This is a genomic window from Flavobacterium magnum (genome assembly GCF_003055625.1).
Lineage (GTDB): Bacteria > Bacteroidota > Bacteroidia > Flavobacteriales > Flavobacteriaceae > Flavobacterium > Flavobacterium magnum.
In genome coordinates this window covers 70,003-88,791 of record NZ_CP028811.1, presented here as the reverse complement: position 1 = coordinate 88,791, position 18,789 = coordinate 70,003, and the positions used below count along the sequence as shown (strand labels likewise).

8 protein-coding genes (1 of these 8 only partly in view) are annotated in these 18,789 nt (G+C 47.4%); 4 read left to right on the top strand and 4 right to left on the bottom strand.

The window, feature by feature from the left end; genetic code table 11:
• Window positions 1-31: 31 nt before the first annotated feature.
• Both HYN48_RS00180 and HYN48_RS00175 read left to right on the top strand, forming a co-directional pair.
• The gene (locus HYN48_RS00180; protein ID WP_108373226.1) at window positions 32-805 is read left to right on the top strand and encodes a polysaccharide biosynthesis/export family protein; all 774 of its coding nucleotides are present in this window, start codon (window positions 32-34) and stop codon (window positions 803-805) included.
• Window positions 806-807: 2 nt separating this feature from the next.
• On the top strand, window positions 808-3,228 hold the full coding sequence (locus HYN48_RS00175; protein WP_108369215.1) for a GumC family protein: 2,421 nt from the start codon (window positions 808-810) through the stop codon (window positions 3,226-3,228).
• An 18-nt stretch (window positions 3,229-3,246) separates the two neighbouring features.
• Here HYN48_RS00175 and HYN48_RS00170 read toward each other — a convergent pair whose 3' ends face one another.
• The 3 genes from HYN48_RS00170 to HYN48_RS00160 all read right to left on the bottom strand — a co-directional run bounded on the left by HYN48_RS00170 (window position 3,247) and on the right by HYN48_RS00160 (window position 6,077).
• Window positions 3,247-3,981 (bottom strand): tyrosine-protein phosphatase, encoded by a 735-nt coding sequence (locus tag HYN48_RS00170; RefSeq protein ID WP_108369214.1) that lies wholly within the window; start codon window positions 3,979-3,981, stop codon window positions 3,247-3,249.
• Between the two features lie 84 nt (window positions 3,982-4,065).
• Window positions 4,066-4,278, bottom strand: a complete 213-nt coding sequence (locus HYN48_RS00165; protein WP_108369213.1) for a hypothetical protein — start codon at window positions 4,276-4,278, stop codon at window positions 4,066-4,068.
• 209 nt (window positions 4,279-4,487) lie between these two features.
• Window positions 4,488-6,077 carry a peptide chain release factor 3 gene (locus tag HYN48_RS00160; protein WP_108369212.1) on the bottom strand — a complete coding sequence of 530 codons (1,590 nt, stop codon included), beginning with the start codon at window positions 6,075-6,077 and terminating at the stop codon, window positions 4,488-4,490.
• Between the two features lie 149 nt (window positions 6,078-6,226).
• Between HYN48_RS00160 and HYN48_RS00155 the strand changes: the two genes are divergently transcribed.
• Window positions 6,227-6,868 carry a response regulator transcription factor gene (locus tag HYN48_RS00155; RefSeq protein ID WP_108369211.1) on the top strand — a complete coding sequence of 214 codons (642 nt, stop codon included), beginning with the start codon at window positions 6,227-6,229 and terminating at the stop codon, window positions 6,866-6,868.
• On the opposite strand, the gene HYN48_RS00150 is transcribed toward HYN48_RS00155, so the two are convergent.
• Window positions 6,865-9,882 carry a sensor histidine kinase gene (locus tag HYN48_RS00150; protein ID WP_108369210.1) on the bottom strand — a complete coding sequence of 1,006 codons (3,018 nt, stop codon included), beginning with the start codon at window positions 9,880-9,882 and terminating at the stop codon, window positions 6,865-6,867. The two genes, HYN48_RS00155 and HYN48_RS00150, sit on opposite strands and share 4 nt — an antisense overlap.
• Before the next feature lie 829 nt (window positions 9,883-10,711).
• Between HYN48_RS00150 and HYN48_RS00145 the strand changes: the two genes are divergently transcribed.
• On the top strand, window positions 10,712-18,789 hold the beginning of the coding sequence (locus tag HYN48_RS00145) for an Ig-like domain-containing protein (RefSeq protein ID WP_108369209.1). It continues 39,433 nt past the right edge of the window; the window shows 8,078 of its 47,511 coding nt (coding positions 1-8,078); it begins with the start codon at window positions 10,712-10,714; its stop codon lies beyond the right edge, outside the window.

Genomic DNA, 18,789 nt, shown 5'->3' with positions numbered 1-18,789 from the left:
GGGTTTTCTGCCCGGGAATAATATATATTTTATGATAAAGAGGATTTTTTGCGTGTTGTGTGTTGCAGTGTTTCTGTTTTCCTGCCAATCGAAAAAAAAGCTGGTCTATTTTCAGGGCATCGAAAATGTCAAAGGCGGCGGCAAGGCCGATTTCGAGCCGCTATTGCAGTCTGACGACCTTTTGCTGATCATCATTTCTTCTCCTGTGCCCGAAGCTGCAGTGCCTTACAACCTGATCACGTATTCGGCCTCTTCTCTTGAAGACCAGGACCGGAGTGGGGGGTCAGGCGTCAGGTATCAGACCTACCTGATTGATAAAGAAGGCAATATTGAATTCCCGATTTTGGGATCTATCAAAGTGGGCGGACTTACCAAAAGCGAGGCGGTGGACAAAATCAAGACGGCACTCAAGAAATACATCACTTCGCCGATTGTGAATCTCAGGATCGTAAATTACAAGATTTCGGTTATGGGTGAGGTCGTGCGTCCTGGACTCTACACAGTGCAAACCGAACGCATCACGCTGCCTGAGGCGTTAAGCCAGGCGGGGGACCTTACGATTTATGGTGACCGCAAGGAAATCCTGATCATCAGGGATGTCGATGGCGTGAAAACCCATCATTTCGTGGACATTACTTCGGCGGATTTCATCAATTCCCCATTTTACTACCTTGACCAGAATGACGTGGTGTATGTCAAACCAAACCAAACGAAAGTCAACTCATCCGTCGTAGGGCCTAACGTCACCGTCGGCATATCAGCAATTTCGTTATTAATCACCATAATCGCATTGATTGCGAGATAATTATGCAAAGCAATAAATCCTCCATTTCAGAAGACTTTTCGCAAGGCCAGTATAATATCAAGGAACAGATAGGCAAATACATCTTCCATTGGAAATGGTTTGTGCTGTCGTGCCTGCTTTGTTTGTTTGCCTGCTATTTCTATCTCCGCTACGCTACGCCCATCTATAAGGTTGAGGCGAGTATCTTAATCAAGGATGATAAAAAGGGAGGGGTGGCATCTGAGCTGACCTCATTCGGGGATTTAGGCCTTTTGGGTGGAGTAAAAAGCAACGTGGACAACGAAATTGAGGTGTTGCGTTCGCGGACTTTGGTTAAAAACACGATATTGGAATTGAACCTCAATGTCGCTTATTTTAACGAAGGAAGATTCAAGACGTCCCAGGCGTATAAAAATTCCGGTATCAAGGTTAACTTCATTAACAAGGCGCCTAATTTTTACGATACCGATACGACCTTCACCGTCACTGCGGTCTCTCCAACACAATATGAATTGTCGGATGAATTGCTGAAAAAGAAAGGACGGTTTTCTTATGGGGAGACGATCAAATGCAAATTCGGTGACATCGTCATCACGCGAAATATTCTTGACAATGGGCAATCGCCCAAAGTGGGTAAGACGCTTGTTAGGCTGATTTCAATCAATAAAGTGGTGAATTCTTACCAGGCCAGACTGAAAGTGGAGCCAGCCAATAAAATGACCACGAGCGTGCTCAACCTTACGGTGACTGATCCCGTGAAAGAGATCGGTGCGGATTTTCTTAACATGCTGATTTATAAATACAACGAGGACGCTATTAAGGATAAGAACGATGTAGCCAGTAAGACGAAAGATTTTATAAACAGCCGCTTGGAGAACATTACCAAAGAACTGGGAAGTGTTGAAGATAGCATGCAGATCTTCAAAAAGAGAAATAAAATCACCGATCTTGCTACCGACGCAGGTATTTTTGTAGAGACTTCAAGCGCAGTACAAAAAGAGATATTGAATACGGGATCCAGCATCAACGTGGTGGATTTCCTGATTGATTTCCTGAATAAGAGCGCAAGTAATGAAGTGATACCGGCCAATATGGTCCAGGAAGGCGATGCGTCTGAACTGATCTTTACCTATAATACAAAGGTGTCGCGACTAGGGCGCGTGGCTCCGGGCGGAACCGAAGACAACCAGTACGTAATCGATCTTAAGAATGAAATCGCAGATTTAAAGATGAGTTTGTTCAAAACGCTCAGAAACCTTAAATCTACCCTGCTGATTAAAAAACGCGACCTGGAAGCACAGGAAAATGTGATATCGGGTAAGATTGGTCAAATACCGGAACAGGAAAAGGTTGCAAAAGGTATCGCCAGGAACCAACAGATCAAAGAAACATTATTCCTGTATTTATTGCAAAAGAGGGAAGAAAATGCCATATCGCTGGCAGCAACTGCGGCGAATTCAAAGATTATTGATGCCGCGTATCCGAACCCGACAGCCATTTCCCCAAAAAGGGAATTCATTTACCTGCTGGGGATGTTTTTGGGGCTTCTGATCCCGTTCCTGATTATTTATATCCGTGACCTGCTGAACAGTAAGATCATCAACAGATTCGACGTAGAAAGCCGTGTGACGATTCCGTTTATCGGCGATGTGCCAAAATCTGAAACCCATGACGAACTGATCAGGGTGAACAGCCGCTCCAGTTCAGCTGAGGCGATGCGGATTATCCGGACCAATCTTGATTTTATCGTTACTGATACGCCGGATGGCTTAGCGAAGACCATTTTTATGACTTCTACTTTCCCTAAGGAAGGGAAGACATTTATCTCGGTCAACCTCGCGGGCACGTTCGCCTTGTCAGGCAAAAAAGTATTGCTTGTAGGGCTTGACATCAGGAACCCAAAGCTCGACGAATACATGACATTGCCAAACCGGGGTATCACCACGTATCTGTCGTCCAAGGACGTGAACATAGATGACCTGATCATTAAACTGGAAGGCTATGATAATTTTTATGTACTTCCTGCAGGCGTCATTCCGCCTAACCCGGCCGAATTGCTGCTCAGCGATAAAGTTGGTAAGTTGTTTGAAAAAATCAAGAAAGAGTACGATTACATTATCGTTGATACCGCTCCTGTCAGCCTGGTAACCGATACATTGCTCATCGCCAAATATGCCGATTCGGTAATATATGTTGTACGGGCGAACTTCCTTGACAAGCGCATGCTGAAGATTCCGCAAAGCCTTTATGAGGATAAGAAACTGCCGAATATGTCAATCCTGCTTAATGATACGTACAGTAAGAAAGGCTACGGCTATGGATATGGATACGGCTACGGTTATGGCTATGGCTACGGTTATGGTTACGGCTATGGCTATGGCGTAGAAGTCAAGAAAGATCCGTGGTACGTTACCCTCCTCAACAAATTTAAAAGGAAGCCTTAGGCTTCCTTTTTTTTTTATTTACCGGAAAATCTTGTTGTTTTCTATTGCGGCTGTCAGGGAAGCTGTGTCTTTAATACCAACTTTATTGCCAAATGCCCTGATGTGGTTTTTGTGATGTACGTCAGAGCCTGCAAAATCAATCAATCCGTTGTCCAGTAGCCATTTGGCAGTCCGAAAGACGGCTTCCCCGTAATAACCTGTAACCGATAGTAAGTTAATTTGAAAGTCGCAGCCTGCCTTTTTTAATTTTCGGTATTCCTCCAGATTTCCATGATAAAAGAGATAGCGCTCTGGATGGGCTAAAACCGGCTTGTAACCCGCAACCTGGAGATCAAAGAGGATGCTGTACAACTGTATCGGCGCGTTGATATAGGACATTTCAACAAGCACATAATTATCTTTTAAGGTCAACAAGGGCTCAGATTGAAACTGGTTCACAAAATGGTTGTCCATCAGGTACTCCGACGCCGCGCGGAGTGGCGTGTTAATGCCGGCAGCCTCAAGCAAATTCCTGGTGTCGGTTTCCTTCGAAATGATGTCTTCCCGTGTGTTGTCCCAAACAGTAAAAATCGTGTGCGGTGTCGTGATAAAAGCCGTGGTGCCAAATTCGATCATGCTTTCGACAAGGAATTGGGAATCCTCGAAAGTGACAGCGCCATCGTCAATCCCAAAGAGGATATGCGAATGGATGTCGACATAATCGGCACCTAAAAGGTCTCTCAAAAAAGGTTTTGGTTTGCTAAAAAAAAACAATTTCGTTTGTTTTAAAGTGAAGTGTATATAAACAAAAAAAGCACCAAACGTATTGGTGCGAGTTTTGCTTTAATATCACTGATATTATGCTTCCTGCCTTTTTCTGTAAACTTTGAACTGATAAAAAGCAAAGGCAACACCTAATATAGCAAGCCAGATAAGTTGAGTATTTATCGGCGTTGGATCATTTCCCCCTGACCCTGGATCTTCATCCGGATCCGGAATCTGTGCAAAAGTCGCGAAACTTGCAGTCAACATGACTATCGAAAGCAAGAATTTTTTGTAATGAAATTTCATAATAATATCGATTTTAGATTTTAAACTTTTTGTAAATATAACATTTATTTTTATAAAACCAATGGCGATGCACTTTTTTTAAAAAAATAGGCTGTAAACCCGTGTTAAAAACTCTTAATCTTTGACAAAATTAAAATAAAAATTTAAATGAAAAGCCTTTTTACTAAACAAAAATTAAAAATATCATTGTTTCGGGACTGAAAGCAGCATTAATCGGATTCGGACGTAAAAAACAGTTTAACCGTTGGATATTTACTCTGTGTCATCTGTATTGTAAATTCAGAATCGGCCAAAAATACCAGCTGCTGGTACTTGTCTTTGGCAAGGAATTTCTGTTTGATGCGCTTAAACTCTTTAAATTCCTCATTTTTGGGGTCCTCAGGTCTTACCCAGCAGGCCTTATGTACCGGGAAGTTCTCATACGTACACTTGGCCCCGTATTCGTGTTCCAATCGGTATTGGATGACCTCATACTGTAAGGCGCCGACCGTACCGATGACCTTCCTGTTGTTCATTTCCAGGGTAAAAAGCTGTGCTACACCCTCATCCATAAGCTGGTCAATGCCTTTGTCCAGTTGCTTCGCCTTTAGCGGATCGGCATTATTGATGTATCGGAAATGTTCCGGTGAGAAACTCGGAATCCCCTTAAAACTCATGATTTCGCCTTCCGTAAGCGTGTCTCCGATCTTGAAGTTTCCGGTATCGTGCAACCCCACAATATCTCCGGGGTAGGAAATGTCTACAATTTCCTTTTTTTCGGCAAAAAATGCGTTCGGACTTGAAAATTTTAAGTTTTTATTTTGTCTGACGTGCAGATACGGTTTGTTTCTTTCAAACGTACCAGATACGATTTTAACAAATGCAAGTCGGTCGCGGTGCTTTGGATCCATATTCGCATGGATCTTGAAAACAAATCCCGACATTTTATTTTCATCGGGCTTAACCACGCGTGTTTCGGATTCTTTCGGAAGGGGCGAAGGGGCGATTTCCACAAAGCAATCCAACAATTCCCTTACGCCAAAATTGTTCAGTGCCGAACCGAAAAACACCGGCTGCAGGCGGCCTTCAAGATATTCCGCTCTGTCAAATTTCGGATACACTTCGTCAATCAGCTCCAGCTCCTCGCGAAGCTTTCCGGCCGGCTTTTCGCCAATAATCTTATCAAGTTCAGGACTTTGCACATCGCTGAATGCAATCGTTTCCTCAATATTCTTACGGCTGTCACCGCTAAACAGGTTGATGTTCTGTTCCCAAAGATTGTAAATGCCCTGGAAGTCGTAGCCCATCCCAATGGGAAAGCTCAACGGCGTTACGGTCAGTCCGAGCTTCTGTTCCACTTCGTCCATCAGGTCAAACGCATCCTTTCCTTCGCGGTCCAGCTTGTTGATGAAAACGATCATCGGGATGTTGCGCAGGCGGCAGACGGCCACAAGTTTCTCGGTTTGCTCCTCGACCCCTTTCGCCACATCGATGACCACGATCACACTGTCGACGGCGGTGAGGGTCCTGAAAGTATCTTCAGCGAAATCCTTGTGCCCCGGTGTGTCGAGGATGTTGATTTTCTTATCCTTATAGTTGAAGGCGAGTACTGACGTAGAAACCGAGATTCCCCTTTGGCGCTCTATTTCCATAAAATCCGAAGTGGCGGCTTTCTTTATTTTGTTGTTCTTAACGGCGCCGGCTTCCTGGATAGCACCGCCGAAAAGCAGCAGTTTCTCTGTCAGCGTCGTTTTTCCGGCATCCGGGTGTGAAATGATCCCGAAGGTGCGGCGTCTTTTGATTTCGTCTGTGAAACTCATAGTTTTTGAAATTGGGTGCAAAAATAGTGTTTCTTGAGCAATTTAAATATTTTTGAAAACGCGTCCGGCCAATGTTTTTTGATTTATTATTTTTTTTAATCGAAACATTTCATCTATATTTGGAAAGAGCCAATCATTCTTAAGCATTTATGGACAGCCCGTTAAATATTCTCATTGCTGATGACCACAGCGTAGTCCGGCAGGGAGCTTCAATGATTCTGAAACAGGCATTTGAAAACGCCAACATCGTACACGCCGAAATTTTCTCAAAAGTGCTCGACCTGCTTCACAGGCAGCCTTTTCACTTTATCGTGCTCGACATCGCCATTCCCGAAGGGACCGGTGTAAAAATGATTGAACAAATCCGTGCGATACAGCCCCATGTCAAGGTACTGATGTTCTCCGCCTACGAAGAAGAACTGTATGCACTTCGTTATCTTAAGGCGGGCGCAGACGGCTATCTCAATAAGCTGAGTTCGGAGGAAGAATTCAGGTTGGCGTTCCTGGCGATGATCAATAATGAAGGATACGCCAGCGACTACATCAAAGCCAAAATTGTCGGGCTCCAGCATAAAAAGCAAACCGATAATCCTATTGAGGCGCTTTCAAACCGGGAACTTGAAATTGCAAGGCTGCTGGTCAATGGTGACGGGAACCTTGAAATAGGCAACAAGCTCAAGCTGCAGAACAGCACGGTGAGCACATACAAGACACGTATTTTTGAAAAACTTTCAGTAAACAGTGTGGTGGGGCTGATAAGCGTCTTCAAGGCTTACGATGTGACAGCTTAATTTTTCTTTAGTACAATCCTGATTGTGGTTCCGCTGTTTTCCTTGCTGCTGAATTCAATGGTGCCATTGAGGATCAGCAACAATTCGATGACAATGTAAAGTCCGAGTTTTGAATGCTTTTTAACTGCGTTATTTTCATAGTTTTCCATCAGGGACGTATAGTGTTGTTTCGTCCTTTCGTCCATCCCGATGCCGGTATCCTTTACGGTAATCTCCGTCTTCTCAGCAGTGACCGATGCGCTGATAATGATTGATCCGTTTCCGGTATATTTTACTGCATTGTCAAGAATGTTGTGGAGTATGATCGAAAAAAGCTGCCTGTTTGTGACCAGCGAAACATCTTTTGGGATCAGGTTCCTGATCACCGTTTTTTGTGACTGGGCGATGCTTTGGAAAAATCCGATTTTCTCTGCTGCCATTTTGTGCAGGCTGAATTCTTCTGTGTCTGGCTCGTCGTGCTTGTAGGCTTTGGAATATTCTAGCAGGTTGTCGATAAAGTTGAACATCTGGGTTGATGACGTGAAGATGGCTTTCAGGTTTTCGCGCATCTCTTCCTTACTGTCATTTTCGGATTCATACATCATCTGGCTGGCCATCGCCATGAATTTAAGCGGCGTCTTGATGTCGTGCGTAATGTACTGCATGAGTTTCGCGTTACTTTCGACCTGCATCCGAAGGTTGTCCTTAGTGCCCCTTAACGTGCTTATCGTGTTTTTAAGGTCATGGGTCTGGTCGTTGATGGTTTTCTCAAGAAGCGCATTTCGTTTTCGGATGAATTGCAGCCTGACATTGTAACCCGCAAAAATCAGCAACAGCAGCAATGTGGCCATGAGAAGCTGAAACCATACTGTCTGCCAGAACGCCTGCGGGACAACGATCGTAATGCGCTTGTAATCATATCGGGCATCGAAGCCGTTTAGCTTGCGGATGGTCAGGGTGTAGGTTCCCGGATGCAGATTGGTGAACGTGATGCTGCGGTGTTCCTGCAAAGCCATCCATTCCTGCGAATCCGGGCCGTCAAGACGTGCTTCAAAATTCAGGTTGGACTGGTTACCGTAGTACGGACTTGACACGGTGAAGGTCACCCTTTCAAAATTACGTCCAAGTTCGATGCTGTTGCCCGGTGTCACATTTTTACCATCCACAATAATTTCGTCAATAAAGATGTCATTATCTGGAACGATGGGCTTTACGGCATCCGGATTAAACACCACGACGCCGTGCAGTGACGGAAACAGGAATTGCCCGTTGCCGAGCTTCGCGCCGCAGGGCTGGCAGCCGCCGTTGAACTCGTTGGTGAGGAAACCGAAACTTTTATCATAATATTGGTAATACACCGCATGGCATCGCGCGGCGGCATAGTCGATCAGGTTTTTCCTTTTCACCTGAAACAGTCCTTTATTGGTTGAGATCCAGAAAAAGCCATTCCGGTCTTCCAGCATGCAATGTGAGCTGCTCAGGTATCCGTTTTTGTCCTGCGGGAAAGAAGTGATTTTTTTGTTTCGGTAAAGGAACAGGCCTTTTTCATACGAAGTGAGCCAGATATACTGCTCGGTATCAATGTAGATACTCCGTATCTTGATATTTTCGGAGCCGCGCACTGCCATCGGTTTCCCGGAAATATCGTCCAGGACATATAGGCCGTTTTTTGTACCGAGCCAGATTTTACCGTTTCGGTCCTCGGTAATGCAGTTTATCTTGGTGTCCAGATCTGCCTGTTTTATAAATTCAGGCTTCAGGTCGGGTTTGAAGTGGTAGAGTTTGCCCGAATTTTTTCTGCGTTTGGCGAGATCCATCCATATCGTTCCGTTCTTGGCCACGTAAATGACCGAAATGTCATCAATAAAATCCCATTCTTCAGGGTGCCTGAATCCGTCGGATTTTTTGTAGCGGTACAGCAATGAAAAGTAGCTGGTCCAGATGTCGCCGTGCTGGTCGATGGCAATGTCGTATTTGTCTGTCTGGAAATCCAGATTTCGGATGATTTTCCTGCGGTCCATGAAAATGCCCGACGACGACACCGCAACCGAATCGTTATAAGGATGTAGGGCGTAAAATATTTCAAACAAATCCGGATGCTGGTCTTTCGAGGGCGTTACGGTAGTAAATGTCGGAATGCTGTAAATCCCCAGTCCTTTTTTGATGCTGCCCAGATAAATGGTACCGTTTGCCGTGTCAGAATAAATGGCCCAGACATTGGCCGATTTCAGGTCCTGGTTTGCAATCAGCAGCGTTTCGGTCAGTTCGTCCGATTGGATTCCGAGCTGGTACAGGTTTTCGTTGTTGTAAAGGAAAACCTGTTCCGAAATGATATTCCAGTAAATCTGCCAATCGCTTGCCGGTGTGAGCGACAACCTGCCTGCAGAAATCTTTCCATCGCGGATGATGCTGTAGTTTCCGTCAGGCGTCAGGTACACCAGATTTTTGCCAAGCGCAAAAAAGTACTTATTGGCCTCGTAAATGAAATGGATTCGGTAGTCCGGTTTTCCGTCTGCGAAAAAATGGGAAACCGAGTCGTTGACGATATAATATTGCTCGCCTTCAGGAAGCGGAATCTTGTAGGGCCTTTTGGGGCGACCGAAAAAATAGCTCGGAGTGCCCTCACACGTAAAAACGTTCTTTTCGCCGGGATCATCAAACCAGGGGTTGGGGTGTTTTTTCGGATCGATTTTTACCGCGTGCCGCTGGTTGATGAAAATAATGTCCTCGGTATTTTCGGTAGAGGAGTAAAGTGAGTCTTTTTTGGCGCTGCCCCTCAAATAGGTGATGCGGTTGTTCCTGATGCCGGTATTGCGGCTGTCAAAAATCTTAAAATCCCTGCCGTCAAAGCGCACCAGTCCGTTTTCGGTGGTCATCCAGATAAATCCGTATCGATCAGGGCCTATTGATTTGATGCTGTTCTGTGGCAACGACTCGCTGTCAGTAGTCCAACGAATCTCGTTTCCGGCTTGTGGCCACACGGAAAAACAGGAGAGGAGGGTGAACAGAAAAATGGTCTTCGCCAACGATGCCATAAGGACTGTTTTTGGTGGATGCAATGTAGGAAAAAAACAGGAGCTGTGGTCTGACAGCGCACAGGAATTGCGTCGGCTGACGGGGCAAAATGGTATCAACAACAATTTGTTGGAAAAATATGGCCGGATGTTGTCGTGCCTATTAGTGTCTTGTGATTATTGGGATTATCACTAGATATCTTTGACAATGTAGTGTTGCGGAGCAACGGTAATTTAAACATGGAAGAAATCATCAGTACACTTAAGTGTTTGTCAATCTATCGATTACCTCTTAAGGCGGTCGTTATTCAAAATTACGCTAACGATAAATTTCGTATCGAGGAGTATACATGATGCAGCTGATAGCGACCAAAAAGCTTGTGCATTGAACCGGAATTCCGGAAAATTACTTTTTCCTGAATTACCTCGAACTGTCCTGCTTTCACCTCATTTTTTTGCCTAAACACTTTACTATTCGGAACTTTGCTTCGTAGTAATAATTCTACAAATCATTTTTTTTAAGATTTCTTTTGTCTGAATTTTTTTGTTGACATTTGCATATTATTAACATTTATTTGTTGAAAAAAATAAAGTTCAATGCTGATAGGACGGGTTCTCAAAGGGTAAATCCATTGACGGATCCATTTCGTATGTATTCGAATTATCTGGGCGTTAAGTTATTTTTAACTTTTTGCGGAGGTTTATTTTGAGTGTGTACGCCTTTTATCTTTGGGCCTGAAATTTATCATAGCGTATATCAGATGCAGGAAGGCTTGCCGCCTTACTGCAATATTTATTAAAGTTAGTTTACCATTTACATAGTTATATTTCCTTACAAAATATATTCTTTATGAAAAGAGCTCTACAATTCAAAAGCGTAATTTTTACATTGGCATCGACAGCCTTGCTGTTACTTGGCAGCCATGCCAATGCACAGGTTGTTGCTGTTGACGATAACATAACCACATCGCAGGGTAAAACCGTCTCCGTGAATGTGCTGGCAAATGATACCGGAAACGTCAACCCGGCATCGATTGTTATCATCGTGCAGCCTGCCCAAGGTACGTTGCAGGTTGGAGCCAATGGAAACATCACTTACCTCCCGAATGGTAACTATGTCGGTTCTGACCAATACACCTACCGTGTATGTGACAACACCGTGCCGACGCCATTGTGTGACACCGCCGATGTGAACATCACGGTGAATCCGACTTTTCAGGATCCGTGTCTTGAAGCCAACAGGGCCAAGACGTATTACATGCCTTTCCCCGAAGCCAATCTTTGGGATGCATTCAGGAGGGCATCAAACCAGGCGGGAACCAATTCACTAGGTAACGGAGTAAGGAACGTTACCAGTATCAAGAGCCCGTATCCTAATGTTATTCTTACTTACGATCAATGGGAAGATGGTTATGAAGCCGATATCTCCAATCCTGTCCAGTCAACGACTCAGGTTTGGGGTGACGGAAACCTCAATAACGGCGTCGCTCCCGGATACCCCACGGACATACTTCCAGGAGGGGCCAGTATCGTATTGGATGATTTCTTTGCTTACGGAACCGCCAACAGGGGGAATACCCCTCCGATCACCGACATACATTATGATGGAAAGGATAAATTATACAGTACGAATGATATCGCTGTGTCGAAGGTTACGGGCGACAACGGACAGTTTGCCTTACAGCTCGCGAAATCCGATGTGTATGACACGACCCGTTTCGGGACGCTGTTCGTAATCGGATTCGGTGAGGACCAGGCGGCAACCTCGCCTGCTTTCAGCTACACCGCTTTATTTGTCAGGGCGCAGCAAAACGGAACCGTGGTCAGTCTTGATTACGACGGAAACGGTTCCATCGACGCCACGCAGAACCTCAATGAGGGCGAGGTATGGTTTTACGATGGGGCGGCCGGCGCATCGACCGGAGTGGATAATGCCACCAAGGCTACCTTTATTAATAACGCGACGGATATCAAAGCGGGAGCTACCCTGACTTCCAATTTCCCTGTTGGTGTTGACGTGTTGTTTGGTGGACTGGATAACTTCGGTACACGTAACATCAATATTTTCCAATCCCTGTTCTATGGGGATGAATATTATACGCCGGTTTCGGAAACCCGTAATGACGGACCTCCGCGTACGGCACCGACGAAAGTTCACATGTACAACCCGTTGAACACGGCCAACACAGTAAATTACAACAGCGGAACCACGCCTGCGTTTTCATCTGTTGTTATCCCTGCCAAAGGATCTGCCGTGGTGTCGCTTACAGATTTAGGTACCGGTTACCATTTCGTAAGTACCACAGGAGACGCCTTCACCGCCATCCAGATTATGGACGATGACGCGGCCGGATCAAACTACGACTGGGCCATCTCGTTGATTGCGTCAGAAAGGCTGACGAATTTTACAAGTATTGCCTGGGCGCCGGGATCGCTTAACAACGCCGCGGGAACCAACTACAACCCGATTTGGGTCACGCCGACGGCCAATACCATCGTGTATGCAAAATACGATGGTGACCTGACAGCCACAGGTCCGTTCCTGAGTCCGTGTGGTGTGCCCTACAACGTGCAGTTCCCGCTGACTGCGTTACAAGGTCAACGGATCCTGAACCCCAGCGGCAACCAGGGCGGTATGGCACTCTTTACCTGCGACGGCACACCTTTTGCTGCCGTGTACGGAGAGGACGCGAGCACCGCAAGTACTGCCAGTCCTGCGCTCGACGTAGGTACGGTGATGCAGCCTAAGTGTTTGACTAATCTGATCATCGCCAACGACGACAACGAGGTGACCGAACCCAATACACCTATTATAGTAGGGGTGTTGAGTAATGATGCCGGTTTTCTCGCCACAGTGAATCCGTCGTCAGTGATCATACTTACGCAGCCGACCCAGGGTACTGTTCAGGTAAACGCAAATGGAACCATAACATATACGCCGAACCTGAACGTGGGTATTCCTACGCCGGCGACCGATACCTTCAGGTATCAGGTATGTTCCAAAGAATATGTGAATACCTGCGATGATGCTTTGGTTACCATTAAGATTACATCATGTAACGCCAAAGCATCTGAAGCGCTGATTACCGGAAAGGTATTTGTCGAACAGTTGCCTGACGACAGCGCTTACACTGTGGGAGAGAAATTAATAGACGCCATACCGGTCAACCTGTACTACGATGCAAACTGTAATGGTACAGTCAATGTCGGTACAGACCCGCTGCTGCAAACCACTACTTCAGATTTATCCGGAAACTACGAATTCAGTGTAGTTCCCGGATTTTATGCGAAAGATGATTTCGAACCAGCTGCCGCGAACGGTAATGACGGTACGATCAACTGGACGTCGAACTGGGTAGAATCAGGTGCAGGAACCAACGACATTACAGTGTCGCCTACGAGTATCGGACCTGATCCGGCCGCCGGTTTCTCTAATGTGCTGATCTTGAACGGTGCCAACAAGACGGCGACAAGAACAGTTACTTTTGCAAATGCCATACAAGCGACGCTTTCGTTCCGTTATAGAAGGGATGCCCTCGAAGCGACAGAAAGTTACACTGTCTCTGTAAATGGAACCATATTGCAGACGATTAACAGGCTTGTTACAACCGACCCGGCCTACACCAGTGTCACCATTACAATACCGCCTGCGAATTTCAATGCCAATGGCGTGAATTCAATAGCGTTTACATCTACAAACCTGAACGACAACGCGGATTTCCTTTATGTTGATGATGTGCAGGTGACCTACGCGGTCAACACGGCCTGTTATATCGTAAGCCAGGATGTGAGCGGTACGGGAGGTAGGTTTACAAACTCCAATCTCAACAGCTATGGCGTAACAATAAACAGTGGATTGGGAACGTGCTTCAAAAACAATTTCCTTGGGGTGATTGCGCATTTGACTGCGGTTGCCGACTCCTTTAATATAGTAACCGATGTACCGCAGACGCTGAATGTCCTTGCGAACGACACTCCGGGTATGCCAAACACATCGTCTGTCACTATCATTTCCAACCCGACAAATGGTGTAGTTACAGTAAATCCTGACGGTACGATAACCTATACGCCGAACAGTGGTTATACCGGTGCGGATTCATTCCAATATAATGTCTGCAGCGCTGACGACCCGACGGTATGTTCAACAGCGACCGTAACATTGGCAGTAGCCTGTGCCTCAATCCCTGGGCAAAACGTCGTTGCAGGTCTTGTGTATAATGACACCAATAAGAATGGTGCCCGCAACGTAGGCGAGTCCGGTATTCAGAGTGTTTCAGTAAACCTCTACAACGATCCTAACAATAACGGCGTGATTGATGGAGGCGAAACCATCAACCAAACTGTAGCCACGACAAGTGGAGGCGGATACCAATTTACGATTACGCCACCATCCACAAACGGCACATTCCTTGACAGCTTCAATACCGTTGGAAACGGTACCGGAAGCAACGGTACAACTGCCTGGGCAGGAAACTGGACTGAGCTAGGTGAGGCCGACGGTTTTGCCGCCGGTGATATACAGGTAGTTGCCGCCGGACTCCGCATCAGGAACGTAAACAAAGGTGCTACGAGGACTGCGAACATGAATGGATTTGAAGTCGCGACGCTTACTTACGCTTATACAACCGCCTCGCTTGAAGCGGGCGATGCCATTGTCGTTTCTGTAGCAACTTCGGCAGGAGGTCCTTTCACCACATTGGCTACGTATACGAGTGCCAGCACTACACCTGGAACAGGATCTTTTGATATTTCTGCATTCATCTCTGCAACGACAACCATACGTTTTCAATGTACTTCAGGCGATGCCACGGATACCGTTACATTTGATAACGTACAAATTGCGTACACCAATTATACTGCTGCAAACTATAACGTAAGGCTGGCGACACCACTTCCGGCTACTTATGTGCAGACTTCTGCGCCTACATCCTATCCGGTGAATTTTACCGGTGCAGGTGCAGCGTCCTGTTCGAAAAATTTCGGAATTGTAGTTTCGACAGATTTGGCAGTCACGAAAGGAGTGAACAATGCAACACCTAATGTAGGTGAAAATGTTACCTTCACCGTTACGGCTACTAACAATGGCCCGGGTGCAGCAACAGGCGTAATCGTAAATGATTTATTGCCGTCCGGATATTCATTGGTTTCGGCCTCGCCGTCTATCGGATCCTATAATCCCGGTACCGGAGTCTGGACAATTGGCAATATGACTAACGCACAAGTCCGCACATTGACCATCACCGCTACCGTTCTTGCGACGGGAACGTATTCAAATACTGCTACAATTTCAGGAAATGAGTTGGATCAGACAACAGGAAATAATACCGCAGTGAGTACGCCGGTTCCTGTACCCCATTCAGAGATCAGCGTAACCAAAGGTGTCAGCAATGGCACGCCTAATGTTGGTACGAACGTCACGTTTACAGTGACTGCAGCCAATGCGGCCGGTTACACGAATGCGACGGGTGTTACGGTGACTGATTTGCTTACGTCAGGATATACTTTCGTAAGCGCTACGCCTTCCGTGGGTACATATAATAATGGTACCGGCGCATGGAATATTGGCAACCTTAACGCTGGAAGCAGCGCCACTTTGCAAATTGTCGCTACGGTCAGGGGCAGCGGAACTTATCTGAATACTGCGAGCGTTACCGCCACTACACCTTCTGATATTGTTAACGGCAATGATTCGGCCAGCATCACGACGACGCCATCGCCACGCGTAGATATCAGCATCACTAAAGGCGTAAGCAACCCTACACCAAATGTGGGATCGAATGTCACTTTTACTGTAACCGCGGCGAACAATGCGAATTTCAGCAACGCTACAGGAGTTACCGTTACTGACCTTCTGCCGACGGGTTACACTTTTGTAAGTGCTACACCATCTGTTGGAACATATAATAATGGTACCGGGTTATGGACTTTAGGTACATTGAACTCAGGAAGCAGTGCTACATTGCAAATCGTGGCAACGGTATTGGCCACGGGCACATACGGAAATACCGCATCTCTTACAGCCACCACACCGCAGGATGATGTGCCTGGAAATAATTCACAGACAAACACGCCAACTCCTTCTCCGCGAAGTGACATTAGCGTTACTAAAGGGGTAAATAATGCAACCCCAAGCGTCGGATCCAATGTGACGTTTACCATTACCGCCGCCAACGCTGTAAATTATACCAATGCTACCGGTTTGACGATTACGGATTTATTGCCATCCGGTTACACCTTTGTAAGCGCAACGCCGTCTGTGGGTACTTATAATAATGGTACCGGAGTTTGGAACATCGGCAACCTGAACGCGGGATCCAATGCGACCTTACAGATCGTGGCCACCGTCCGCGGAACAGGAACTTACGCGAACACTGCGTCGCTGACAACCGTCACTCCAACTGATGCGAATAATGTCAATGATTCTCAAACCAATACGCCAACCCCTACGGCCCAGGCAGAGATCGCCATCACCAAGGGAGTTGACAATGCCACCCCGAACGTGGGTACGAACGTGACCTTCACGGTTACCGCCGCCAACAGCGCTGCCTACAGCAACGCAACAGGAGTTACGGTAACCGACCTGCTGCCGACGGGCTATACCTTCGTAAGCTCGACACCATCGACAGGAACTTATAACAGCGGAACAGGTATCTGGAACATCGGCAACCTGAACGCGGGATCTAATGCGACCTTACAGATTGTTGCCACGGTACGTGGATCGGGTGTCTACCTGAACACGGCCTCGCTGACCACCTCGACACCACCTGATGCGGTACCGGGGAACAACACGGGCAGCAACACCCCGACACCATCACCACGCGCTGAGATTGCCATCACCAAAGGGGTTGACAACGCCACACCAAGCGTAGGGTCTAACGTTACCTTCACCGTTACCGCAGCAAACAATGCGGCATTCAGCAATGCCACCGGCGTAACGGTAACCGACCTGCTTCCGACGGGTTACACCTTTGTAAGCGCTACGCCATCGACAGGAACATACAACAATGGTACAGGGATCTGGAACATCGGCAACCTGAATGCCGGATCGAATGCAACGCTTCAGATCGTTGCTACGGTACGCGGATCAGGAGTGTATGCCAACACCGCTTCCCTCACCACTACAACACCACAGGATGATGTCCCTGGAAACAACACATCGACCAACACGCCAACCCCTACGGCCCAGGCAGAGATCGCCATCACCAAGGGAGTTGACAATGCAACCCCGAATGTGGGTACGAACGTGACCTTCACGGTTACGGCCGCCAACAGCGCTGCCTACAGCAACGCAACAGGAGTTACGGTAACCGACCTGCTGCCGACGGGCTATACCTTTGTAAGCTCGACACCATCGACAGGAACTTATAACAGCGGAACAGGTATCTGGAACATCGGCAACCTGAACGCGGGATCTAATGCAACCTTACAGATTGTTGCCACGGTACGTGGATCGGGTGTCTACCTGAACACGGCCTCACTGACCACCTCGACACCGCCTGATGCGGTACCGGGGAACAACACGGGCAGCAACACCCCGACACCATCACCACGCGCTGAGATTGCCATCACCAAAGGGGTTGACAACGCCACACCAAGCGTAGGGTCTAACGTTACTTTCACCGTTACCGCAGCAAACAATGCGGCGTTCAGCAATGCCACCGGCGTAACGGTAACCGACCTGCTTCCGACGGGTTACACTTTTGTAAGCGCTACGCCATCGACAGGAACCTACAACAATGGTACGGGGATCTGGAACATCGGCAACCTGAATGCCGGCTCGAATGCAACGCTTCAGATCGTTGCTACGGTACGCGGATCAGGAGTGTATGCCAACACCGCTTCCCTTACCACGACAACACCACAGGATGATGTCCCTGGAAACAACACATCGACCAACACGCCAACCCCTACGGCCCAGGCTGAGATCGCCATCACCAAGGGAGTTGACAACGCCACCCCGAACGTGGGTACGAACGTGACCTTCACGGTTACGGCGGCCAACAGCGCTGCCTACAGCAATGCTACCGGGGTAACGGTAACCGACCTGCTGCCGACGGGCTATACCTTTGTAAGCTCGACACCATCGACAGGAACTTATAACAGCGGTACAGGTATCTGGAACATCGGCAACCTGAACGCAGGATCTAATGCGACCTTACAGATTGTTGCCACGGTACGTGGATCGGGTGTCTACCTGAACACGGCCTCACTGACCACCTCGACACCGCCTGATGCGGTACCGGGGAACAACACGGGCAGCAACACCCCGACACCATCACCACGCGCTGAGATTGCCATCACCAAAGGGGTTGACAACGCCACACCAAGCGTAGGGTCTAACGTTACCTTCACCGTTACCGCAGCAAACAATGCGGCATTCAGCAATGCCACCGGCGTAACGGTAACCGACCTGCTTCCGACGGGTTACACTTTTGTAAGCGCTACGCCATCGACAGGAACCTACAACAATGGTACGGGGATCTGGAACATCGGCAACCTGAATGCCGGCTCGAATGCAACGCTTCAGATCGTTGCTACGGTACGCGGATCAGGAGTGTATGCCAACACCGCTTCCCTTACCACGACAACACCACAGGATGATGTCCCTGGAAACAACACATCGACCAACACGCCAACCCCTACGGCCCAGGCAGAGATCGCCATCACCAAGGGAGTTGACAATGCCACACCGAACGTGGGTACGAACGTGACCTTCACGGTTACGGCCGCCAACAGCGCTGCCTACAGCAACGCAACAGGAGTTACGGTAACCGACCTGCTGCCGACGGGTTATACCTTTGTAAGCTCGACACCATCGACAGGAACTTATAACAGCGGTACAGGTATCTGGAACATCGGCAACCTGAACGCAGGTTCTAATGCGACCTTACAGATTGTTGCCACGGTACGTGGATCGGGTGTCTACCT